At 50.5% G+C, this 23,260-nt stretch carries 19 protein-coding genes; 9 read left to right on the top strand and 10 right to left on the bottom strand.

What is annotated here, in order from left to right:
- Window positions 1-30: 30 nt before the first annotated feature.
- Window positions 31-666, top strand: a complete 636-nt coding sequence (locus tag BZJ19_RS11020) for a DUF2959 domain-containing protein (RefSeq protein ID WP_077675666.1) — start codon at window positions 31-33, stop codon at window positions 664-666.
- Window positions 667-724: 58 nt separating this feature from the next.
- On the opposite strand, the gene typA is transcribed toward BZJ19_RS11020, so the two are convergent.
- A complete protein-coding gene (gene typA / locus BZJ19_RS11015; RefSeq protein ID WP_077675665.1) occupies window positions 725-2,551 on the bottom strand; it encodes a translational GTPase TypA in 1,827 nt (608 codons plus the stop codon).
- A 516-nt stretch (window positions 2,552-3,067) separates the two neighbouring features.
- Here typA and glnA point away from each other — a divergent pair.
- From glnA to add, 6 genes are all read left to right on the top strand, one after another.
- The gene (glnA, locus tag BZJ19_RS11010) at window positions 3,068-4,477 is read left to right on the top strand and encodes a glutamate--ammonia ligase (RefSeq protein ID WP_069591248.1); all 1,410 of its coding nucleotides are present in this window, start codon (window positions 3,068-3,070) and stop codon (window positions 4,475-4,477) included.
- Between the two features lie 111 nt (window positions 4,478-4,588).
- Window positions 4,589-5,134: a DUF4124 domain-containing protein gene (locus BZJ19_RS11005; RefSeq protein ID WP_077675664.1), complete on the top strand. Its 546-nt coding sequence runs from the start codon at window positions 4,589-4,591 to the stop codon at window positions 5,132-5,134.
- Window positions 5,135-5,258: 124 nt separating this feature from the next.
- Window positions 5,259-6,323 (top strand): nitrogen regulation protein NR(II), encoded by a 1,065-nt coding sequence (glnL, locus tag BZJ19_RS11000; protein ID WP_077675663.1) that lies wholly within the window; start codon window positions 5,259-5,261, stop codon window positions 6,321-6,323.
- Window positions 6,316-7,725 (top strand): nitrogen regulation protein NR(I), encoded by a 1,410-nt coding sequence (gene glnG, locus BZJ19_RS10995; RefSeq protein WP_077675662.1) that lies wholly within the window; start codon window positions 6,316-6,318, stop codon window positions 7,723-7,725. Before glnL ends, glnG begins: the two co-directional genes overlap by 8 nt.
- 120 nt (window positions 7,726-7,845) lie before the next feature.
- Complete coding sequence (locus BZJ19_RS10990; protein WP_162274221.1) at window positions 7,846-10,389, top strand: bifunctional diguanylate cyclase/phosphodiesterase; 2,544 nt, start codon at window positions 7,846-7,848, stop codon at window positions 10,387-10,389.
- A gap of 85 nt (window positions 10,390-10,474) precedes the next feature.
- Window positions 10,475-11,476 carry an adenosine deaminase gene (gene add / locus BZJ19_RS10985; RefSeq protein WP_077675687.1) on the top strand — a complete coding sequence of 334 codons (1,002 nt, stop codon included), beginning with the start codon at window positions 10,475-10,477 and terminating at the stop codon, window positions 11,474-11,476.
- Window positions 11,477-11,526: 50 nt separating this feature from the next.
- Here the strand turns inward: add and hemN are convergent, their stop codons facing one another.
- The 5 genes from hemN to BZJ19_RS10955 all read right to left on the bottom strand — a co-directional run bounded on the left by hemN (window position 11,527) and on the right by BZJ19_RS10955 (window position 16,029).
- Window positions 11,527-12,900, bottom strand: coding sequence for an oxygen-independent coproporphyrinogen III oxidase (hemN, locus tag BZJ19_RS10980; protein WP_077675660.1), 1,374 nt, complete (start codon window positions 12,898-12,900; stop codon window positions 11,527-11,529).
- Between the two features lie 173 nt (window positions 12,901-13,073).
- A complete protein-coding gene (locus tag BZJ19_RS10975) occupies window positions 13,074-13,568 on the bottom strand; it encodes a DUF2489 domain-containing protein (protein ID WP_077675659.1) in 495 nt (164 codons plus the stop codon).
- A 13-nt stretch (window positions 13,569-13,581) separates the two neighbouring features.
- Entirely contained in the window at window positions 13,582-14,061 is a 480-nt protein-coding gene (yihI, locus tag BZJ19_RS10970; protein ID WP_077675658.1) for a Der GTPase-activating protein YihI, read from the bottom strand.
- Window positions 14,058-14,699 carry a class I SAM-dependent methyltransferase gene (locus BZJ19_RS10965; RefSeq protein ID WP_077675686.1) on the bottom strand — a complete coding sequence of 214 codons (642 nt, stop codon included), beginning with the start codon at window positions 14,697-14,699 and terminating at the stop codon, window positions 14,058-14,060. Before BZJ19_RS10965 ends, yihI begins: the two co-directional genes overlap by 4 nt.
- A gap of 712 nt (window positions 14,700-15,411) precedes the next feature.
- Window positions 15,412-16,029: a c-type cytochrome gene (locus BZJ19_RS10955; protein WP_069590267.1), complete on the bottom strand. Its 618-nt coding sequence runs from the start codon at window positions 16,027-16,029 to the stop codon at window positions 15,412-15,414.
- Between the two features lie 149 nt (window positions 16,030-16,178).
- Here BZJ19_RS10955 and yihA point away from each other — a divergent pair, with 149 nt between their 5' ends.
- On the top strand, window positions 16,179-16,832 hold the full coding sequence (yihA, locus tag BZJ19_RS10950) for a ribosome biogenesis GTP-binding protein YihA/YsxC (protein WP_077675657.1): 654 nt from the start codon (window positions 16,179-16,181) through the stop codon (window positions 16,830-16,832).
- A 516-nt stretch (window positions 16,833-17,348) separates the two neighbouring features.
- On the opposite strand, the gene spfP is transcribed toward yihA, so the two are convergent.
- Together spfP and polA are read right to left on the bottom strand one after the other, a co-directional pair.
- Window positions 17,349-17,396 carry a small protein SpfP gene (gene spfP, locus BZJ19_RS17500; protein ID WP_438616993.1) on the bottom strand — a complete coding sequence of 16 codons (48 nt, stop codon included), beginning with the start codon at window positions 17,394-17,396 and terminating at the stop codon, window positions 17,349-17,351.
- Between the two features lie 196 nt (window positions 17,397-17,592).
- Entirely contained in the window at window positions 17,593-20,343 is a 2,751-nt protein-coding gene (gene polA / locus BZJ19_RS10945; RefSeq protein WP_077675656.1) for a DNA polymerase I, read from the bottom strand.
- A gap of 451 nt (window positions 20,344-20,794) precedes the next feature.
- On the opposite strand from polA, the gene elbB reads away from it, so the two are divergent.
- On the top strand, window positions 20,795-21,445 hold the full coding sequence (gene elbB / locus BZJ19_RS10940; protein WP_077675655.1) for an isoprenoid biosynthesis glyoxalase ElbB: 651 nt from the start codon (window positions 20,795-20,797) through the stop codon (window positions 21,443-21,445).
- Between the two features lie 543 nt (window positions 21,446-21,988).
- Here the strand turns inward: elbB and BZJ19_RS10935 are convergent.
- A complete protein-coding gene (locus BZJ19_RS10935; RefSeq protein WP_077675654.1) occupies window positions 21,989-22,441 on the bottom strand; it encodes a GNAT family N-acetyltransferase in 453 nt (150 codons plus the stop codon).
- Window positions 22,442-22,502: 61 nt separating this feature from the next.
- Complete coding sequence (locus tag BZJ19_RS10930) at window positions 22,503-23,171, bottom strand: 7-cyano-7-deazaguanine/7-aminomethyl-7-deazaguanine transporter (RefSeq protein ID WP_077479941.1); 669 nt, start codon at window positions 23,169-23,171, stop codon at window positions 22,503-22,505.
- Window positions 23,172-23,260: the final 89 nt, after the last annotated feature.

The raw sequence follows: 23,260 nt of genomic DNA, 5'->3' as shown, positions 1-23,260 counted from the left end.
TGTACATGATTTATAACCGAGGAGTTGCCTGTGCGGGCCGTGCTACTATTTTTGACCAGTTTAACCCTGCTGACCGGCTGTCAGTCTGCCTATTACGCCGCGATGGAGCAAGTCGGCGTTCATAAGCGCGATATCATGGTCGATCGTGTTGAAGATGCTGCCAGTGCGCAGCAAGAGGCACAAACCCAGTTTAACAACGCGCTTGAAGCATTGACCGCATTGACGCAGTTTGATGGCGGCGAGTTACAAGCGGCTTACGATACGGTCAATAAGCACTATCAAAAAAGCGAAGCAGCAGTGACTCAGGTGCGTGACCGCATTGATGCCTTGGACGCTGTGGCGCAGGCCTTATTTTCCGAGTGGGACGAGGAGCTGGCGCTATACACCAATCCACGCCTCAAACGCGAGAGTGCCCAGCGTTTGCGAGCCACACAAGCCGAGTATCAGCGCTTGTATGATGCCATGCAACGCGCCGAACGCACCATGACACCCGTGCTAAATACGCTGCAAGATAACCGCTTATATCTGAAACACAATCTGAATGCACGCGCCATCGGTGCACTCCAAGGCGAATTCAAAAATCTCGCCGGCGATATCGATCGCGCTATTGCCGATATGCAGCGTGCCATTCAAGCGTCCGATCGGTTTATTCAAACCCTTAATTAATCCATAGGCACAAAAAAAGGCACCCGAGGGTGCCTTTTTGACGCTTCGCATTCACGATTTAGCCTTTACGGCCTGCACGCTTACGCTCAGTTTCAGTCAGTAACTTCTTACGAATACGGATGCTTTCTGGTGTCACTTCCACCAGCTCATCGTCATCGATAAACTCAAGCGCTTGCTCAAGGGTAAACTTGATGGCAGGTGTCAGTACCTGTGCATCATCGGTACCAGACGCACGCACGTTGGTCAGCTGCTTACCTTTCAAGCAGTTAACGGTCAGATCGTTAGAACGGTTGTGAATACCGATGATTTGACCTTCGTACACTTCATCACCGTGCTCAGCAAACAGACGGCCACGCTCTTGCAAGTTAAACAGAGCATAAGTCAGTGCTTTACCCGCCGCGTTAGAAATCAGTACACCGTTAACACGTTGACCGATATCACCGCCTTTAAATGGGCCGTAGTGGTCAAACGTGTGATAAATCAAGCCAGAGCCCGAGGTCAGGGTCAAAAACTCAGTCTGGAAGCCAATCAGGCCACGAGACGGCATCATAAAGTCCATACGGACACGGCCTTTGCCGTCAGGCAACATATTGGTTAATTCACCTTTACGCAGACCGATGTTCTCCATCACGCCGCCTTGGTGCTCTTCCAGTACGTCAATGGTCACGGTTTCAAACGGTTCCAGTTTTTGACCATCTTCTTCTTTGATGATCACTTCTGGACGTGATACCGCAAGCTCGTAACCTTCACGACGCATGTTTTCGATAAGGATAGACAGGTGCAGCTCACCACGACCAGATACGCGGAACTTATCTGGGTTATCCGTTTCTTCAACGCGCAGTGCAACGTTGTGTACCAATTCTTTTTGCAGACGCTCAAGAATGTTACGCGACGTAACGTATTTACCTTCCAGACCCGCAAATGGCGAGGTGTTCACTTGGAAGGTCATGGTTACAGTTGGCTCATCGACGGTCAACGCTGGCAGCGCTTCTGCATTGCTTGGATCGCAGATGGTATCTGAAATTTTCAGCTCGCCAAGACCGGTGATAGCAATGATGTCGCCCGCTGTCGCCTGCTCAACGTCGTTACGCTCAAGGCCCAAATAGCCCAGTACGCCACCTACTTTACCATTACGTTTGCTGCCGTCGGCGCTAACAATGGTCACCTGTTGGTTAGGCTTCACCGAGCCGCGAGTAATACGACCAACACCGATAACGCCTTTGTAAGAGTTATAGTCCAGCTGAGAGACTTGCATTTGGAATGGGCTGTTGATGTCAACATCCGGCGCCGCAACGTTATCAACGATCGCATTGAACAGCGGTTCCATGTTCTCGCCTTCGGTGGCTTCATCTAGGCTCGCCCAACCGTTTAATGCAGAGGCGTAAACCACTTGGAAATCTAGCTGCTCGTCGGTCGCACCCAAGGTGTCAAACAGATCGAATACCTGATCCATAACCCAATCAGGACGCGCACCAGGGCGGTCAATTTTGTTGATAACCAAAATTGGCTTCAGACCGTGTGCGAACGCTTTTTGGGTGACGAAACGCGTTTGTGGCATTGGGCCATCAACCGCATCAACCACTAGCAGCACAGAGTCAACCATCGACATGATACGCTCTACTTCACCACCGAAGTCGGCGTGTCCTGGAGTATCGACGATGTTGATGCGGTAGTCATTCCAGTTAATCGCGGTGTTTTTCGCCAAAATGGTGATGCCACGCTCTTTCTCAATGTCGTTCGAGTCCATGACACGCTCTTCCACTTCACCGCGGGTAGCTAGCGTGCCGGACTGCTGCAGCAGCTTATCCACTAGCGTGGTTTTACCGTGGTCAACGTGGGCAATAATGGCGATATTTCTCAATTTATCAGTCTTTAAGTTGGTCATGGACTCTCTTTTCACTCGATAGACGGGGGCGCGCGCCGAACCTTGGGTTAAACACACCTACCACGACGGTGCCGCCACCTGATTAAAAAAACGGCCGTAATGTACCAGATTTTGTCGCAAAACCCACCTAAATATGTGAATCAGCGCAAAGACAATGACGAACGCTTATGTTCACACTGGTGAATTATTAAGCAAATACAACAGCTCAGTGAGAAAAAGACCAAGATGAATTTTTAAAGGCAGACCACACTCTCACCGCCATTTGTCTGCTATAACTTCGAGGGCTGCACGGCTGTCGTGCGAATCCAACACCACTGCCGAGTTATTTGCACCATAGCAATGCATTGATGCACAATAATGGTGCATGCAAACAGTGTTTCGGTGCCCATTACTCGTCGCGTTGCCCGTCAATGGGGCAATTAGCTCGTTTAAAATTGTTGGCACAGTTTTCGCTTTGTACTGTGCAAGGAGCAAACCCAGCTTACCCTTTTATTTTGACACCGGAGGTTATTTCACATGTCAGTAGAAAACGTGCTCGCATTGATCCAAGAGAACGAGGTGAAATTCATCGATCTGCGCTTTACCGACACCAAGGGTAAAGAGCAGCATGTCTCTATTCCTTCACACCAAATCGATGCTGACTTTTTCGAAGAAGGCAAAATGTTTGATGGCTCATCCGTCGCCGGTTGGAAAGGCATCAACGAATCAGACATGATCATGATGCCTGACCCAAGCTCAGCCGTGCTGGACCCATTTACCGAAGAAAGCACGCTCAACATTCGTTGTGATATTCTCGAGCCCTCAACCATGCAAGGCTACGAGCGTGACCCTCGCTCGATTGCGAAGCGCGCCGAAGACTACATGCGCGCAACTGGCATTGCTGATACTGTCCTGATCGGTCCTGAGCCAGAGTTTTTCTTGTTCGATGACGTGAAATTCGCCACCGATATGGCCGGCTCTTTCTACAAAATTGATGATGTCGAAGCGAGCTGGAACTCAGGCTCGGCGCTGGAAGGCGGTAACAAAGGCCACCGTCCGGGCGTAAAAGGCGGCTACTTCCCAGTTGCCCCTGTGGATTCATCACAAGATATCCGCTCTGCCATGTCATTAGTGATGGAAGAAATGGGCCTCGTGGTTGAGGCGCACCACCACGAAGTGGCAACTGCAGGACAAAACGAGATCGCAACCCGCTTTAACACCTTGACCACCAAAGCGGACGAAATTCAGATCTACAAGTATGTCGTGCATAACGTCGCCCACGCCTTTGGTAAAACCGCGACCTTTATGCCAAAGCCACTGGTTGGCGATAACGGCTCGGGCATGCACGTACACCAATCACTCGCGAAAGACGGTCAAAACCTGTTTGCCGGTGACAAGTACGGTGGCCTATCCGAAACCGCCCTTTATTACATTGGCGGTATCATCAAGCATGCGCGTGCCATCAACGCCTTTGCCAACGCTTCAACCAATTCGTACAAGCGTCTGGTTCCCGGTTTTGAAGCACCTGTCATGCTGGCTTACTCCGCGCGTAACCGTTCTGCGTCTATCCGTATTCCGGTGGTGCCGAGCCCGAAAGCACGTCGTATCGAAGTCCGCTTTGGCGATCCATCTGCGAACCCATACCTGTGCTTTGCTGCGATGCTGATGGCTGGTCTTGACGGGATTAAAAACAAGATCCATCCAGGCGATGCGATGGATAAAGACTTGTACGACTTACCCGCAGAGGAAGCGGCAGAAATTCCAACCGTTGCCGAGTCTTTGAAAGAAGCCTTGCAAGCCCTTGACGCCGATCGTGAATTCTTGACGGCTGGTGGCGTGTTCTCGGATGACTTCATCGACTCTTACATTGGCCTCAAAGCCGGTGACGTGGAGCGTATCCAAATGACCACGCACCCTGTTGAGTTCGAACTTTACTACTCAGTGTAAAGCGCCCACCAACAGAAATTACGGCCCACCTCGCAGGTGGGCTTTTTTATGCTTGAGCCCGACTACTGCCGTTTTACACTCAATGTTTTACAGTGACGAGGCACAACAAACATGAAATGGCTTCTCGTAGCTTGGTGGCTTATCACACTGCCTTGTGCGGCCACCAGCGTCTATCAATGGACCGATGCGCAAGGGGTTCTGCATCTCAGTGATACGCGGCCCGTTGGCGAGATGTCGGTCACTGAGCATACGGTGACATCCTTTACGCCAGTCTCGCCTTCATCGAACCTGACGCCTTCCTCCTCCTCAACCGAGTCGGACGTCGCCGTGGCGCTCTCACTGCTCCATCCTGCTGAAGGTGCGACCTTGCGCAGCAATCCCGGTAAGCTCACAGTCTCGGCATCAGTCCGTCCCGTCCATGCAGCCACAGAGTCGGTAGTATTGCTCCTCGATGGTGCAAAGGTAGCGCTTTCTCCCCAGCAAACCACACAGCAAGATCAGCGAACTTTGCATTGGCATATCGAGCCGGTCGATCGGGGCACTCACACGGTGCAAGTTCAATACATTGAAAACGGCAAGGTTATTGCATCATCTCAAGTTCATCGTTTCTTTTTGCACCGAGCACATCTCAATCAACCGTCGCGTCAGACGCACTAGCGACGCGGTTGTCGCCTGATGACAACCGGTTGAGTTCACAAAGCCACTGACGGGGGCTGCACGGTGCGCAGAGTTTGATTACACTCAATGCACCATTGTAGTGCAAACAAGGATTCAGCCGCACATGATGCCAGGGCAACTGTTCGATCATCTGCTAACGGCCATTGTCGTGGTCGACACACAATGGCGCATTTTGTACGCCAATGCAGCCGCTGAGCAGCTGATGCACCAAAGTGTCCGCCGTTTAGTTAACCAACCGCTCACAGAACAGCTTCAACATGCCAGTGTGGATTGGTCACATATCGTCAGTACCACACAAGCCGGCCAGAGCTTGACCGACAGTGATGTGACTTGGGTGGTCGACGGCCAACCACAAAAAGTCCAGCTTAGCGCGAGTCCACTATTTGATGATCCAGACGGCGGGAAAATCCTGCTCGAAGTCAATGTGGTCAGCCAGCAGCAACGGATCAGTAAAGAGCTCGCCCAAAAAGCACAGCAACAGGCGGCCAAAGAGTTAGTCCGAGGGTTAGCGCACGAAATAAAAAACCCGCTCGGTGGCTTACGTGGTGCGGCACAACTGCTGGAAAAAATGTTGCCCGATGCCAGTTTGGCCGAATACACCCAAATCATCATTGAGCAAGCGGACCGGCTTCGTAACCTCGTCGACCGGCTACTGGGCCCGCAGCGTCCGGGGCTGCGACAAAAGCAAAATATTCATGTGGTGCTGGAAAAGGTCCGTCAGTTAGTCAATCTCGACACGCAGGGCGCGGTCAACATCATTCGCGACTACGATCCTAGCTTGCCGGATTTTGACATGGATCCTGAACAACTTGAGCAAGCGGTTCTCAACGTGGTGGCCAATGCCGCTGACGCGGTGCGCGAGCAAGCCGATGGACAGATTACCTTGCGTACACGCACAGGGTTTCAAACCGTAATTCATGGCATGCGTCATCGCGTCGTGGCACAAATCGAGATTATCGATAACGGGCCGGGCATCAGCCCCGAGCTGCAAGACACCTTGTTTTACCCCATGGTCACCAGCAAAGTGAACGGAAATGGCCTCGGGCTTGCGATTACCCACCACCTCATTGATCAGCACAAAGGAAAAATTGAGGTCAATAGCTGGCCTGGGCACACCTGCTTTATCATCCAATTACCGATTATTGAAAAGGACACCATGCATGAGTAAAGGAACCATCTGGATTGTTGATGATGACAGTTCCATTCGTTGGGTCATGGAGCGCACCTTAAGCGCCGCCAATTTAGCGTGTCAGACATTTTGTGATGCCGACAGTGTGTTAAGCGCGCTGCGAGAGCAAACACCCGATGTGTTGGTCTCCGATATCCGTATGCCGGGCACGGATGGGCTCGCCCTTCTCCATCGCGTTCATGAGCAGCATCCAGATTTGCCCGTGATCATTATGACCGCACACTCGGATTTGGATGCCGCGGTAAATGCTTACAAAAAGGGCGCATTCGAGTATCTGCCCAAGCCGTTTGATATTGATGAAGCCCTAGCCTTAGTCGAGCGTGCACTGGCACATCGCAAAGAACAGCAAAAGCAGCACACCACCCAGCCTTCTCAAGCGGACATGCCAGAAATCATTGGCGAGGCGCCCGCCATGCAAGAAGTGTTTCGCGCCATCGGCCGGCTGTCTCGCTCATCGATTTCAGTCTTGATTAACGGCGAATCTGGCACAGGGAAAGAGTTAGTGGCGCAAGCATTGCACCGCCATAGCCCCCGCGCTGACCATGCTTTTATCGCACTCAACATGGCCGCGATTCCCAAAGATTTGATTGAATCTGAACTGTTCGGCCACGAAAAAGGCGCCTTTACCGGTGCAAACTCAGTGCGCCAAGGACGGTTTGAGCAAGCCAATGGCGGCACGTTATTCCTCGATGAAATTGGCGATATGCCACTGGATGTGCAAACACGTTTGCTCCGTGTGCTGGCGGACGGCCAATTCTATCGCGTCGGTGGTCACGCCGCCGTGGATGTGGATGTGCGGATCATCGCCGCCACCCACCAAGATTTAGAGCGCTTGGTGGCGGAAGGCGCATTTCGAGAAGACTTGTTCCACCGCCTGAATGTCATTCGCGTCCATTTACCGTCTCTTAAAGACCGACGCCAAGATATTCCGCAATTGTGTCAGTATTTTCTCGCCCGCGCTGCGGAAGAGCTCGGCGTCGAAGCCAAACAGCTCCATCCAGATACCAAGGCCATCATGAGCCAGCTACCTTGGCCGGGAAATGTACGTCAGCTAGAAAATACCTGCCGATGGTTAACCGTCATGGCCAGTAGCAATGAGGTCTTACCCAGCGACTTACCTCGTGAGCTGCTTCACCAGCCCATCCACCTCGCTGAGAACGAAGAGCAAGACTGGCAGCACGCATTGGCGCAATGGGCAGAACATGCGATTGCCAGTGGCCAACACGGCATTTTGCAACAGGCACTACCGAGTGTTGAGCGCATATTGTTGGAGTCAGCATTGGCACACACCCATGGTCACAAGCAGGATGCAGCGAAAATACTCGGATGGGGACGAAATACACTCACCCGCAAGCTAAAAGAGCTTAATATTGAGTTATGACTCATTATTAAAACTCAAACACTTTGAACCTCTGCTAAATTTAATAACAGTGATTGGGGTACAATCCGCCAATTGTGTTGGGTTCTTAAGAAGAGTTAAGTTGTTGTACTAATGAGAAACATGCGTCCCCTTTCGATTCGAGCAGCTGTCATGTTACCCGTGTTTCTCGTACTCACGCTGACACTGATTGTGATCGTTTTTACAATCAACAATCATTACCAGTCCAGTTCGCGTTTCGTCGGTAAGTTGCTACTTACCGACTACTCTCAGGGGATTGAGCACGACTTACGCCAATACCTCGAAAATCCGTTTTACGCCAATGTCTTTGTCGCTGACAGCGTGGCGGCGTGGGCGAAAGATCGCAACCCCACCCCACAAGACATTCGCAATTACTTGCTCAACAGCTATACCTCCCTTTTCCAAGCTATGCCTCATATGCAGGTGTTGAGTATTGGTGTCGATGCCCGCGGCGACTATTACGGCTACCGCAAAAGCACCAGTGGCCAATACATCCTCATGGAGCGCAGTGATGATACCAACCGCGCCTTACGCATCTTCGATGGGCGTACGCCTTTATCCAATGTGATTTATCAAGATGGGGATTACGACCCCCGTGTGCGTCCTTGGTATATTCCTGCCTTTAACCGTGAGCAGCCTCGCTGGACCGATATTTATCGCGATGCTGATGAAGTGGGAGAAGTCTCGCTTTCTGCCATTGCCCCCATTCAAATAAACGACAAAGTATGGGGCGTGGTTGCCAGCGACATCAAACTAACTGCTTTCAATCAGTTTTTAAGTGAGCGTCAGCAAAAGCTGGGCGGTGCCTTATTTATTGTCGATAGTGAAGGGCGCATGCTGGCACATAGCGGCCAAGACAGTCCGACCAATATTCTTCATTTTCCAGGCGTCCCCAATAACTCAGTCCTCAACAATACCATCAGAAATATCTCCGATGACTGGCCCCCTGCGCCCTCGCAATTGGGGCAACCTTTTTATTTTAAGATTGCCGATCAGGGCAATTTTTACGGCACAATCAAGAAGGTAGATATGGCAGCACCTTTCCAGCACGACTGGTATGTGGTGGTGGCCTTGCCCGATCAATTACTGCTGGAGAGCTTACTCAACCAACAAAAGATCAGTGTCTACCTCGTGATAGCCATGGCGCTAGTTGGGTTAATGGTGGTGTATTTGATTATTCGCCAGCTCACCCGCCCTTTGCGCGATACCGCGGAAGCTGCCGCCAAGCTTGCTTCAGGGAACCTGACGTATCGGATCAACACCTCTGCCAGTTTGCGAGAAATCGCCATTCTTAAAGATGCCTTTAACAACATGTCCGACAAAGTGCAGGACTCGTTCAATGCATTACGTCTACAGGTCCGTCAAGACAACTTAACCCGTTTGTACACCCGAGAAGGCTTATTAGAACAAGCCAACACCATCCGCTATCACGCGCCCAACACCTTAGTGATCCTCGGCATCAACGGGTTTCGCAATATCAACGACAGCCTTGGCCAAGACGGCGGCGATCAACTGCTATGCGCCATTGCTCAGCGCTTAACCGATCTCGCGGATGGCACTGGGATGTTGGTATCACGGATTCGCGGTGATGAGTTTGCAGTACTGGCTCCCAATACCACCAACCGCACTCAGTCAGAAGCCTTGGTGAATCAATTACTCAGCCTGTTTAGGCGTCCGGTCAAAATCGGTAACGATGAGGTCTTAGTCGATGCATGTGCTGGGGTGGTATTTGGTCACACCTTTGGCGATGCCATTTACGAAGGCTTGCAACATGCTGGATTGGCACTGAGTGAGGCAAAGCGCAGTGAAACCGACGCCTATGTTTTCTTTGAGGCCAGTATGCAAGCGCGCGTGCAAGAACAGTCGCGTTTGCTTCTCGAACTCCATCATGCCGTGCAGCACCATGAGTTTGTAGTTTACTATCAACCTCTTGTGCGTCTTGTCGATGGCCGTTTCTGTGGCGCCGAAGCACTTGTCCGTTGGGAAAGTCCCAGTCGGGGTATGGTATCGCCCGCCGAATTTATTCCGGTGGCCGAACAAAGCGGTTTAATCAACCAAATTGGTATGCAAGTGCTCGAACAGGCCGCGTACGATACCGTTGCTCAAATCGAAAAAGGCGTATGGGCAGCGGATTTTCAGCTGCACGTGAACTTATCCGCCCGCCAGCTTTTATCCGCTGACTTTATCGATAAGTTACAAGATGTACTGTCACGTACCCGCTTGCCCGCCGATAACCTCACCTTAGAGATCACTGAATCTCAATTGATGAGCCACGAGCAACTGGCGACATCAGGGTTAACGAAAATCCGTGCACTGGGCATCAAGATAGCCATTGACGACTTTGGGACCGGCTATTCTTCACTGGCGTACCTTCACCAGATGGCCTTTGATAGTTTAAAAATCGATCGCAGCTTTGTGCATTCGATGACTGAAAATGTGACCAACCAGCGCATCATTGAAGCCGTAGTAGCCATGACCCGTGGCATGGACGTCCATCTGGTTGCCGAAGGGATTGAAACCCAAGAAGAAGCGATTCGACTGCGTGAAATTGGCTGCCACTACGCCCAAGGGTTCTTGTTTGCCAAGCCGCTTCCTTTGGCCGAACTGCCAACAGAACGGGTAACGGATAAGCTCCCCACGCGATAGTTGTCACGTCATCGGCATACTGGCTACTGACGATGTGATGGTCAATCGCTATACTGAGCGCCAACTCACCTGCTGGGAACCGATGATGATAAGAAAAGACCTACCCTTGACGGACTTACACCGCCATCTGGACGGCAATATCCGTATCGAGACCATTTTAGAGTTGGGGCAAAAATTCGCGATGCCTCTGCCCGCCACTGATATCGAGTCATTGCGCCCACATGTGCAAGTGGTTGAAAACGAGCCGGATCTGGTCGCGTTTTTGTCCAAACTGGACTGGGGTGTCGCCGTGCTGGGTGATTTGGATGCAGTGCGCCGTGTGGCGTATGAGAACGTCGAAGACGCATTGAACGCACGCATTGATTATGCGGAACTACGCTTTTCGCCCTACTACATGGCGATGAAGCATCAACTGCCTCTCGAAGGCGTGGTGGAAGCTGTTGTCGATGGCGTGCAAGCCGGTAGCCGTGACTTTGGCGTGAAAACCAACCTGATTGGCATCATGAGCCGCACCTTTGGTCCTCAAGCGTGCATGGCTGAGCTAGATGCCTTGCTGACCCAGAAACATCAATTGGTCGCCATCGATCTGGCCGGTGATGAGCTGGGCCAACCTGGCGATCAATTTACTCAACACTTTGCCAAAGTCCGTGCCAGCGATCTGCAAGTGACCGTACACGCAGGTGAAGCCGCGGGCGCCGCCAGCATGTGGCAAGCCATCAATGAGCTCGGCGCCACCCGAATCGGGCACGGGGTTAAAGCGATTGAGGATCCAAAACTGATGGACTACTTGGCCGAAAACCGTATCGGGATTGAAAGCTGCCTGACGTCGAACATTCAAACCAGTACGGTGGCGGATTTGTCTCAGCACCCGGTACGTCAGTTCCTCGATCACGGCATTCTAGCTTCGTTAAATACCGACGATCCCGCCGTAGAAGGCATTGAGCTCCCGTATGAATACGAAGTGGCTGCCCCAGCTGCGGGTTTAACGGCTGCACAAATCCACACACTGCAAGAAAATGGCCTGACCATTGCCTTCTTGTCTGACAGTGAGAAAGCAGCACTGACCGCTAAAGCCGCGGCCCGCTAATTCGCGAACCAAGCGCCAACAAAAAAACCGCCGTTTGGCGGTTTTTTTGTTTAAATCACTCGCGAGAACTGTTGTTGGCGAGCCCTATCCCGTAAATAAACATCAAAACTCATACAGATGTTACGAATCAACATGCGCCCCGTTTTGGTCACAGCAATGCTGGTGTCGGTCAAGGCGACCAAACCATCATCGACAAAACACTGCAAGAGTTTCAGATCCTCGGCAAAGTAGTCATCAAAGTCGATGTCATACTGAGCAGCAATCTGGGCTTTATCCAAGTAAAAATTACACATCAATGCTTTAATCACATCACGGCGGATCCGGTCATCGCGCTCTAACATTACGCCTTTGCACAATGCATGGCGCTCAGCATCCACTTGCTGATAATACTGCTTCATGTCCTTTTGGTTTTGCGCGTAACAATCACCAATCATCGAAATTGCCGACACGCCCAACCCCAGTAAGTCACAATCACCTTGCGTGGTGTAGCCTTGGAAATTGCGGTGCAAACGCCCTTCGCGCTGCGCGACAGCCAATTCATCATCGGGCAGAGCAAAATGGTCCATGCCGATAAATTGGTAGCCAGCATTGGTTAATGTGGTGATGGTCTCTTGCAGCATAGTCAGCTTGGCATCTGGCGATGGGAGATCGTCGTCTTTAATCTTGCGCTGCGCAGCAAACAGCGATGGCAAATGTGCATAATTAAACACCGACAAACGACCCGGACGCATCGCTAGCACTTGCTCTAAGGTCTTGGCAAAACCCGCTGGCGTTTGTGTGGGTAAACCATAAATTAAATCAAGATTGGTGGAGCGAAATCCCAGCTCACGCGCACGCTCAACCAAGGCGTGGATAAAGTCTTCGTCTTGCTCTCGATTGACCAACTGCTGCACTTTTTTATCAAAGTCCTGCACGCCAATGCTAATGCGGTTAAACCCCTCACCGCGCAAGTGATCAAGCATATCCAATGGGATTTCACGCGGGTCAACTTCAATGCTGATTTCTGCCTCAGCCTCAAAGTGAAACTCTTGGCGTAGCAAACTCATCAAGCGGGATATTTGCGGTTTAGTTAAAAATGTCGGCGTTCCCCCACCCCAATGCAGCTGAGTCACTCGGCGTGAACCCAGCAAAAACGCACGCTGGCGAATTTCATGCTCAAGCGCATCCAGATATTCATCCGCTTTATGCTGATGGCGCGTCACCACTTTATTGCATCCGCAGTAATAACAAAGCTTATGGCAAAACGGGATATGCACGTAGAGCGATAAGGGTCGGTCAGGATACTGGCTACAGGCCATATCAAATTCAGCGGCCGTAAAGGCTTCGTGAAATTCTAACGCGGTAGGATACGAGGTATAGCGGGGCCCTGAATAGTTGTACTTATTGATAAGGGCTTGATCCCAAATAACTTGTGGTGAGGACATGGCTTACAATTCCGCAAAGAGCGCTCAGGACAACAGCGCCTAGTGTGCCACAGCTTTTGGTGATGTGTTGAGCACTAACCGGCGCTAGCGATGCGAAAATGTCGGTGAGATCGAGTTTCGCCCAATAATTATAGGGGTATTGCGCGGTCAGAAGATAGACCGCGCGACTGGCTTTAATGGGTCAGGATATGATCAGGGATATGGCGACCGCCCGTAAACGCGAGAATCTCGGCCAACTCGGCCTTAATCGCTTGCTCAAGGCGCGCTTCGTGTTTCGCCCGTTCTAGGTCAAACTTCATACGCTCTTTCTTTTTCAGCGCACTGCGCGCCTCGCCGCGTGGGGTATCTTTCACCGCTTCATACAGCTCAAACAATGCGGGGTAACGGCTATCAAACTCGACCCGTTTATCGCCTTGCAAATGATCCATGATCATATAGAGCCGAATCGCCGCTTCCGATAAATCACACTGATCGTTAAGTGCGGCAAACGCAATCACGTCGACACTCTCGACAATTTTATCGTTGCGCTTGGCAAGCGCAGCCTCTTTTTGCTGCGCTTGTAAGGTGTTTTGGCGTTTTAATTTAGCCAGCAACACCCCCGCATAAATGGATAGGCCGAGAATAATTAATCCGCCTAGTCCGGCTAATACCCAGATCCAATCCTGCACCTGTTACTCCTCGTTAGTCGTCCTGTTGTTCAAATTTTGCCAGCAGGTCGTCTTCATCAGTGTCGTAGTCATTGAGTAAGCCAAGCTTATCCATCAGCACTTCAATGCGATCGAGCTTTTCATCCACATACGCTTGCAGACCAGAGCCTAACTTCTCACCGTTTTCGATACGATCCAACAACACATTCAGTTGTGGGTCTTGCTCGAGTTTGGCAAGCTCTTGCTCAGGCGTGAGTTTAGGCTGCTTTGGTTTCACCGCATCCGTCCCGAGTGGGATAGGCTTTTTACTGCCAATGCGCGGATCTTTATTACCACCGCTGCGGCGCGTTTGCGTTTTACTTTCTTCCGAATGACGCGAGCCGGCTTTTTTACCTTTGCGCTTTTTCTGCTTTTTCAGCATGCGCGCAATGCGATCTTGTTCATTCTGGTTTTTATCTACGTATTGCGCCGGGCCTTCCGATCCTACGCGGCGCGTTTTCTTTTTACGCGTCATGACAGTGGTTTCCTCATTAAAATTACGTCGTTGCCAACAAATTCAAGCGCAAGGCCCGATTGTGTGGCTAAAAACTCAAAAGTATGACGGCTAAAAAAGCTCACGTGAGTGGGGTCATTTTTGTAATGCCAACGTGAGAATGCCGCTTGGTCTGTGACCAACTTGGTCATCACCCCGAGCCATCCACCGGGCTTCAGCATGGCTTGCCATTGTTGCCAAGCCACGTCGGGTTGATAAAAGTGTTCGATAGCTTCTGTACAGGTAATAAAGTCGTACTGCGTCTCTAAGACCTGTGCATCTGGCGCATAGAAGGGATCATAGCAGGCCATAGTGTGCCCTGCGTCAGTCAGCATCCTCGCCAACACCGGCCCCGGTCCACAACCAAAGTCGAGCCCGTAAGCATGTTGGGGTAACCGTGCCATTAACGGTGTGAACAGGCGGGACAGAAAACGTTTATAGCCTTCATCCTCAGCATGATTTTGGTGTAAGTCGTAAATCGCCTTCTCGTCATCCGCCGATAGCAACGCATCACGGTCAACGAAGACTAACTCACACACTGCACACTGAAAGTACGCTCGCTGTTTATCACTATGGTAAGGGTGTACGCCTTGGTGCGCACATAATGGGCAATGCTGCATATCATTCTTTAATGCCAGAAGCTGGCGCGAATGTAGCAGAAAGTGGGTCAATAAAAAAGCGACAGGCATAAAGCCTGTCGCGGTATCGCCTGAGCGATATAAGCGGGTGTCGTCCGTCCTGGTACGTCTTTCGTCCCTGCTTGGTGGCGCTGTGCGCCCTTTGTATCAACGTCCTGTTGCTGTGGTGGCTACCTGCCTAACCGTCGCCTCCTGCGTCCTTGTCATCATGACAACCACGGCACTGTCCTCATGCATCACACTCCTTGTGCTAACGCGCTCCATGCGCACTACCTTGGTGGCGTCACCTTCCTGGCGTTTCCCCCGCGCTCCGTGCGGGTGATGCATCAACGTCCTGTCGATGGGGATAGAATACTACAACCACGCCCACTGCCTAGAATTGCAGCCAAAAACAAATCAGCACAAGAATAAGATTTATTTTTAAGATTTTGATTCTATTGTTTATTTTTTATTATCTCGCATAAATTTTATCTATTTTCACGGCAATCTATGGGCGATCTCTTACAAAAAAAGTCGCTCTTTTCGCGGTAAGGCCGTCTGCGTCAATGGGTCAGCTGGACGGAGTCGGTTGTCATGAACAAAATACCAAGGAAAGAATATAAGCCGGTAAGGCTTCAGACAACAAAAAAGCGAAAGCGGCCTGCGCCCCTTTCGCTTTCGATATGTGTGCGTGTCGCTGCGAGGCGATGCTGTCTTAGTGCAGGCCACCAAGATATTTCGACAACGCATCAATCTCGTTGTCGGTCAGCTTCGCCGCCACAGAGCGCATCATTTGATTCATATCGTTATGACGATCACCATCGCGGAACATTTTCAGCTGACTCGCTAGGTATTTCGCGGGCTGGCCAGAAATTTTGGGGAAACCAGAAGAAGGCGTACCATTACCGCGCGGACCATGACACGCAGTACAGGCTGCAATGCCACGCTCAGGATCACCTGCCATATAAAGCTGACGGCCAATCGCCACCGAGCCTTCAGGCGTAGTGCCAGGCTTTGGCGTCAAGGTCGCATAGTAAGCCGCGAGATCAGCCATGTCTTGCTCTGAAAGCGGTGCAACCATGCCTGCCATCACAGCATTGTAACGACCTTGCTCTCCGCCGCTTTGCGCGCCGAGCTTAAATTCCTTTAATTGCTTTTCAATGTAGTTGGCGTGCTGACCCGCCAAGTTGGGGTAGTCAGGCAAAATGCTATTACCATCGGCACCGTGACAGGCGGCACAGGTATTGGCTTTTGCTTTGCCCGCTTCAGCATCTCCTTGGGCCCAGGCTGAGGCGCTGGCGAGGAGGGTCAATATTAGCGCTAATTTCTTCATGACATTCCATTTATAATTATCAAGCTTCCAGTACCACTACTTCGTTACCGTCATGGTACAATAACCGATCAAAAACCGAGCACGGTTATTTTACACAAATTCACACAAAAGTAATCAGTCTACTACACCAAGACGAGACGGAGTTAACAGTGGAGCAATCGCTTAATTACCGTAACACCCAATTTGTTACCAGCGCACCCGATATTCGCCATCTGCCTGATAATACTGGGATAGAAATCGCGTTTGCTGGTCGTTCCAACGCCGGCAAGTCTAGCTCCCTTAACCGTCTTTGTGACCAAAAGAGCCTTGCAAAGACTAGTAAGACGCCGGGGCGGACACAATTAATTAACCTTTTTAAGGTGGACGATGGTTGCCATATTGTCGACCTGCCCGGCTATGGTTTTGCCCAAGTTCCACTGGAGATGAAAGAAAAATGGCAACGCTCACTGGGTGAATACCTACAAAAACGCGAGCAGTTAGGCGGACTGGTGGTGTTGATGGATATTCGTCATCCCATGAAGGATCTTGATCAACAATTGATTCATTGGGCGGTGCAATCCAACCTGCCTGTCATGGTGTTACTGACCAAAGCCGATAAACTAAAATCTGGCGCCCGTAAGCAACAACTGATGAAAATCCGTGAAGCCGCACTGGCGTTTTGTGGCGATGTAGAGATTGAATTGTTCTCATCCCTAAAAGGCATTGGCGTCGATAAGCTTCGCCGCAAGCTCGACACTTGGTACTACCAAGCGCCTGAGGAGACCGTTCTCGACGAGACTTCCCCTGATGCCGAGCCGGAGTGATCGCCTCTTATAAGCAGGACAAGATGCCTTAATAAGCTCGCTTCGCCTGAAGATGGCAGAGAAAATAAAGTCCCCACCTGAACAGGTGGGGCAACGGGAGAGAAATAGGATTTATCTTATTATCGCGACAAGTTTTATAGACAATCGCCCATAACGCAAGTATCGCTTTGTCGAACCATTAGTCTCGCCGCACATTCACTTTGATTCCTGCCTCAAGGTCACAAAACCATCACTTTGGGCAAAATTGCCCAAAAAAAAGCCGACCCTAAGACAGGATCGGCGAACCTTTGTGCGTAAGCGATCTGATAAGACCCCATAGACACATAAAGAACAAGAAGCTGCGCGCATTATAACCAAGCTCATCGTTAAAATTAAAGTAATTACTCTAATTTTTTTGAAAAGAATGGGAATAGGCGAGCCAGCGAAACATAAAAAGGCAGTGGCAGGGTGTCTTCATCGGTTGGGAAATTGCCAATAAAAAAAGCCCCAGTCAGTATCCTGACTGGGGCTGCTGAATCAGCCAAATCCAATAACGTGAAACAAAAGGTCTGAAAGATAGAACATCTTACCTCTGTACCCTACGCCAATAACTGTATATCAAATGCACAGCGTTGAAAAGTATCYTACGTAATTTTTTTTCATAAATTTGTATCGAAATGTGCAAAAAGACGCCAAAACAGCAAGATAAACGGACGAAAAAAAAGCCGACAGGGTGTCGGCTTTAGCTTTTTTGTTATTAAACCACAGGAAAAGCCGTGATTTAGTGGGCTTCACCCCAGTTATTACCGTGTCCAGACTCAGCAATCAGCGGCACGTCCAAGTCCGCCGCCGACTCCATCAGTTTCCGTACTTCACTTTCAACTTTGGATAAAGATGACGTTTTGACTTCCAACACCAGTTCATCGTGAACTTGCATCACCAGGCGGGCGTCATCCGCGGCATTGGCTTGAATCCATTGATCAACCAGTATCATCGCACGCTTGATAATATCAGCCGCGGTTCCTTGCATCGGCGCATTGATTGCCGCGCGCTCTGCCCCTTTACGACGCATGCCATTACGCGATTTAATTTCCGGCAAATAAAGACGACGACCAAAAATGGTTTCTACATAGCCTTTTTCCGCCGCTTGCTCACGGGTGCGGTCCATATAGGCCTTCACGCCTGGGTAGCGTTCAAAGTAGGTATCCATGTAGCTTTGTGCTTCTTGACGGCCAATCCCTAACTGACGGGACAGACCAAAAGCACTCATGCCATAAATCAGACCAAAGTTGATCGCTTTAGCGCGGCGGCGCTGCTCGCTGGTGACCTCGTCGAGGCTCACCCCCATCACTTCCGCTGCGGTGGCGGCGTGAATATCTTTGCCGTCACGGAACGCTTCTAGCAAGGCTTTATCGCCGGATAGGTGCGCCATAATTCGCAATTCGATTTGCGAGTAATCGACCGCCAAAATGGTGTGATCCGGTTCCGCGGTGAAGGCTTCTCGAATACGACGACCCTGTTCGTTACGAATGGGGATATTTTGTAAGTTCGGATCGGTGGACGATAAGCGCCCCGTCGCTGTGACGGCTTGATGATACGAGGTATGCACACGGCCGGTTTGCGCATTGATCATGCGCGGCAATTTGTCCGTGTAAGTCGATTTGAGTTTTGCCAATCCGCGGTATTCCAAAATCCGCGCTGGCAGCGGGTAATCGAGTGAGAGCTCTTGCAGCACTTCTTCATTGGTTGAGGGACTGCCTGATGGGGTTTTCTTTACCACCGGCAGGCCCATTTTCTCAAACAAAATCGCTTGTAGCTGCTTGGGCGAGCTTAAGTTGAACTCTTCGCCGGCAATCTCAAACGCTTCACGCTCAAGCTCAATCAAGCGAGTATGTAACGCATCTGATTGGGTCGCCAGCTTGTCTTTGTCGATTAGCACACCATGACGTTCCATGCGCGACAACACGCTGACTAGCGGCATCTCGTAGAACTCAAAGATAGTTTTCAGTTTCTCGTCACTGGTGACTTTACCAATCAGGTATTGATGCAAACGCAACGTAATATCGGCATCTTCCGCCGCATAAGGTGCCGCTTGCTCAAGAGGAATTTGATTAAAGGTCAGTTGTTTCTTGCCTTTCCCCGCTATCTCTTCAAAGCTGATGCAGGTGTGCTGCAAGTAACGCTCAGCGAGGCTGTCCATGTCATGACGTCCCGCCACACTGTTATAGACGTACGATTCCAGCATGGTGTCATAGGCGATCCCTTTTAAGGTGATCCCGTGACGCGCAAACACACTGGCATCATATTTCAGATTCTGGCCTACTTTCGCGGCTGAAGGATCTTCCAACCAAGGACGCAACACCTCCAGCACCTCATCCAGCGATAATTGAGCAGGCGCTTCCAGATAATCATGAGCCACCGGTACATACGCCGCTTCACCCGGCGCGACGGCAAATGAAATTCCAACCAGATTGGCTTCCATATAGTTGAGGCTATCGGTTTCCGTATCGACCGCCACCACCTCAGCGTCACGAATTTTCTTCAGCCAAGTGTCCAGTGCGTCCCGCGTTAATAGCGTCTGGTAGCCACTGCGATCAATCGTGGTTTCTTGTGGGATGGGTTCATCCGAAATGCTTTCTTCTGGCGCATCGCCTTCATCCAGCTCTTTGAGCCAGCGGCGGAATTGCAAGTCACGATACATGGCCACCAAGGTGTCATTATCTGGCACTTGCTTGACCAGCTGTTCAGGGGTGAAATCCAGCTCAACATCCAATTTAATCGTGGCGAGCTGATAAGACAGGTAGGCCGAGTCTTGATGCTCAGTCAGTTTTTTCGCCATGCTTTTCGCGCCGCGGAAGCTGAGCTCTGCAATCTTATCGAGGTTAGCGTAAATATCATCCAAGCCGCCTAGATTGGCAATCAACGCGGTCGCAGTTTTATCGCCGACACCCGGTACGCCAGGAATGTTATCGACTTTGTCGCCCATCAAGGCAAGGTAATCAATAATATGCTCAGGACCAAAGCCATACTTTTCACGCACCGCCTCAGGATCCATCACCACATTAGTCATGGTGTTGATTAAGGTGACGTGCTCATCCACCAGCTGCGCCATGTCTTTATCACCGGTGCTGATCAGTACCGGCATTCCCGCTTTTGAAGCTTGAGTGGCGAGTGTACCAATCACATCATCGGCCTCCACCCCTTCTACCGCGAGTAAAGGCAGCCCCATCGCTTTAATAATCTTATGCAGAGGTTCAATTTGCCCGCGTAGGTCATCTGGCATGGGTGGACGGTTGGCTTTGTACTGCTCGTACATATCGTCACGAAATGTCTTCCCTTTGGCATCAAAAATCACCGCCACATGTGAATGGGGAAATTGTCGCAACAAACTACGCAGCATGTTCACCACCCCAAAGACGGCTCCAGTGGGTTCACCTTGGCTATTGGTGAGGTTAGGAGACGCATGGTATGCCCGGTAAAGGTACGAAGAGCCATCCACAAGGATTAACGGATTGTCGGGAAGAGTTGCCATATCAGAATCTTGGTTGCCAGTTAAACACGTTAGCTGCTAAGCATGCCACGAGTCGTCATTCCTGTTAACCACGGTTTTTCACATCCATAGCCTGAGCTGTGGATAAGTTTGTTGGTAAATATTTTATAGGGTTTTGATTTCGTCTAAATAAACATGAATTTTGATTTTTAAATGGATTAAAAACAAACACTTATATCATGACACACAAAAAGGATCTTGATCGAAAAAGGATCCTTAGGTGTGGAAAAAGAAATCACTTTCTCTGCATGAGGTTGCAGAGAAAGTCATCACAAACTGCGGAGATAATCACCAATTTGGTTATCGAACTTGGCTACTATTTCGCTTAACCCAGCACCAATGCGACACTGTTGAACGCAATTAAGCGTAGACGCGTTTGGTCGATTATCCATATTGATTGCGATAATTTTAATCTCGATACAAGGAGAGCATCATGAAAAAGGTGGCTGTTATCTTATCTGGCTGCGGCGTGTTTGACGGTGCCGAGATCCAAGAGGTGGTCCTATCCCTGCTTGCCCTCGAGCAAAACGATGCCCAATGGCAATGCTTCGCACCAGATATCGATCAGCACCATGTGATCGATCATCGTACCGGCGAAGCGATGAACGAGACACGCAATGTACTCACCGAAGCCAGCCGTATTGTTCGTGGGGAGATTCTTCCGCTAACGGATTTAAACGTCGACCACTTCGACGCCTTACTGGTTCCCGGCGGCTTTGGCGCGGCGAAAAACTTATCGGACTTTGCTTACAATGGCGATCCGGTGCAAGTCAACCAAGAGATGTTTGCGGTTTGCCAAGCCTTCGCCCGTGCAGAAAAGCCCGCCGGCTACATGTGTATTGCCCCTATCATGATCCCGCAGATCTATCCAAAAGGCGTCAAAGGTACCATTGGTAATGAGCCCGATATCGCTGCCGCCTTTAACCGGATGGGCGGTGAGCACATTGAGTGTCCGGTATCGGATTATGTGTTAGATCAGCGCCATCACCTACTTTCTACGCCCGCTTATATGCTCGCGACATCAGTACTGGATGCCGCCGGTGGGATCAATCGGATGGTGAAAAAATTGGTGGAGCTCGCCTAAAACACTCTCATCCGCACAGAAACGCAGCAGAGAAAAAGAAAAAAGCGACGCCGAGATGGGCGTCGCTATAACAAGTGAGCGCAAAAACAAAGCTGTTATCAGAACAGTTTGCTGGCCCCAATACACTGGAAGCAATGTGAGCAATGTCGTGCCTTCAGAGCTGAGCATGTGGGCTTTGCCCCGAACGCAAGTTAACAATAACCATTCTCATTCCCACTTTCAACACTTAGTTGAGAATCTTTTTCATTTATTGATCTTGTGCTCAGACTCACTCGTTGTCATCAAACTGTCATTGCACCCACCGCCATCACGCCAACAACTCTGGTTCGAAAAGCCAGTGTCCAGAAAAGAAAAAAGCGACACCCCGAAAGGTGTCGCCTAGCAAAAATAGGCTAACTTAATCACTGTTTGATAAGCGCCCCGCTAATACACTGGAAGCAATGTGAGCAATGTCGTGCCTTCAGAGCTGAGCATGTGGGCTTGGCCCTGAGTGCAAGTTAATAATAACCATTCTCATTATCGTTTATCAAGAAAAAAATACGCTTATTTTCCACTCGCTGTACATTTATTGATCTGCTTCTCAAAATAAAGGCGATAGTCGGCAGGCTGACCTTTTTGCTCCAACGCCACAATCTGATAGCCATGACGCATCAGCATGCACACCATCGCCGTGAAGCGATTACGTGATTTGACCGCAAGCGTTCGATAGCCAGAAGCCGCTACCCACGCTTCTTGTGCTTGTAACAAGGCTTTCGCCACCCCTTGACCTCGGGCCGCTTTGGTCACCCCGCCCAGCCAGCTATAAAACTGCGTCTTACTGGTGGCATAGCCTATTTTGGCACCGACAGGCTCACCGTTTTGATACGCCACCAATACCAATGCTGTGCGTCCCGCTAATCGCGCGTGGCATTGTTCCAAGGATACACCCGCATCCAACTCGGGCACGCTGTTAAGCACCGTTACCGCCACCTCTAAGTGCCCGGCACGAATTTCCATCTCACCTCCCCGCATTGACGTAAAAAAAGAGCCGCGATGCGACTCTTTATTCTGCTACTGATTAGGACGTTTGCTGCACCGTCGCCGACGGCGTCACCTGTGTGATTCGTCGAATAATCAGGTTGAGCAATACCCCATACATAGGAATAAACAGCCCCAAGCTAATAATCAGCTTAAAGGCATAGTCTACCAAAGCAATTTCAACCCAGTGCTCGGCCATAAAGGTATCTTGGCTTTGGTAAAATGCAATCGCAAAGAACGCGAGCGTGTCTGACGCATTACCAAACAAAGTGGAACAACTCGGTGCCACCCACCATTGGCGCTGCTGGCGTAACCGATTGAACACATGAATATCTAAAATCTGACCCAGTAAGTAAGCCATAAAGCTGGCAATCGCAATCCGAGCGACGGTGAGGTTAAATGTGCCCAGCTCCGCAAACCCTTGGTAACTGCCTTGATAGAACAAGACGGATAACACGTAGGAAATCAGCAGCGAGGGGACCATTACCAGCAAGATAATACGGCGTGCCAATGCCGGACCATAGATCCTGACGGTTAAATCAGTGGCCAAGAAAATAAACGGAAAGGTAAACGCCCCCCACGTGGTGTGGAAACCCCAAACCGTAAAGGGGATCTGCACCAAATAGTTACTGGAGGCAATGATCAGTAGATGAAAAATCACGAGGTAACCCAGCGCTTTACGCTGCTGAGCAAGAGAAAAGTGGCTCATAGTGCACCTTTTTGTCATTGGGGGCGAGGGAACCCAAAATACTTAGCTACCCGTCTACAGGCAGCGCGAGGTGGCGAATTATACAGCAA

Source organism: Salinivibrio proteolyticus (assembly GCF_001996165.1).
GTDB lineage: Bacteria > Pseudomonadota > Gammaproteobacteria > Enterobacterales > Vibrionaceae > Salinivibrio > Salinivibrio proteolyticus.
Note: the sequence above shows the minus strand (reverse complement) of the source record. Positions and strands in the feature narration are given on the sequence as shown.

What these genes read in the sequence shown, in the direction of transcription:
- BZJ19_RS10990 (WP_162274221.1), top strand. Translation starts at nt 7,846, where the DNA reads ATGCGTCCCCTTTCGATTCGAGCAGCTGTCATGTTACCCGTGTTTCTC.
- BZJ19_RS10955 (WP_069590267.1), bottom strand. Translation starts at nt 16,029, where the DNA reads ATGAAGAAATTAGCGCTAATATTGACCCTCCTCGCCAGCGCCTCAGCC.
- elbB (WP_077675655.1), top strand. Translation starts at nt 20,795, where the DNA reads ATGAAAAAGGTGGCTGTTATCTTATCTGGCTGCGGCGTGTTTGACGGT.
- polA (WP_077675656.1), bottom strand. Translation starts at nt 20,343, where the DNA reads ATGGCAACTCTTCCCGACAATCCGTTAATCCTTGTGGATGGCTCTTCG.
- BZJ19_RS10930 (WP_077479941.1), bottom strand. Translation starts at nt 23,171, where the DNA reads ATGAGCCACTTTTCTCTTGCTCAGCAGCGTAAAGCGCTGGGTTACCTC.
- yihI (WP_077675658.1), bottom strand. Translation starts at nt 14,061, where the DNA reads ATGACGCGTAAAAAGAAAACGCGCCGCGTAGGATCGGAAGGCCCGGCG.
- add (WP_077675687.1), top strand. Translation starts at nt 10,475, where the DNA reads ATGATAAGAAAAGACCTACCCTTGACGGACTTACACCGCCATCTGGAC.
- hemN (WP_077675660.1), bottom strand. Translation starts at nt 12,900, where the DNA reads ATGTCCTCACCACAAGTTATTTGGGATCAAGCCCTTATCAATAAGTAC.
- glnL (WP_077675663.1), top strand. Translation starts at nt 5,259, where the DNA reads ATGATGCCAGGGCAACTGTTCGATCATCTGCTAACGGCCATTGTCGTG.
- BZJ19_RS10965 (WP_077675686.1), bottom strand. Translation starts at nt 14,699, where the DNA reads ATGCAGCATTGCCCATTATGTGCGCACCAAGGCGTACACCCTTACCAT.
- BZJ19_RS10935 (WP_077675654.1), bottom strand. Translation starts at nt 22,441, where the DNA reads ATGGAAATTCGTGCCGGGCACTTAGAGGTGGCGGTAACGGTGCTTAAC.
- glnA (WP_069591248.1), top strand. Translation starts at nt 3,068, where the DNA reads ATGTCAGTAGAAAACGTGCTCGCATTGATCCAAGAGAACGAGGTGAAA.
- BZJ19_RS11005 (WP_077675664.1), top strand. Translation starts at nt 4,589, where the DNA reads ATGAAATGGCTTCTCGTAGCTTGGTGGCTTATCACACTGCCTTGTGCG.
- glnG (WP_077675662.1), top strand. Translation starts at nt 6,316, where the DNA reads ATGAGTAAAGGAACCATCTGGATTGTTGATGATGACAGTTCCATTCGT.
- typA (WP_077675665.1), bottom strand. Translation starts at nt 2,551, where the DNA reads ATGACCAACTTAAAGACTGATAAATTGAGAAATATCGCCATTATTGCC.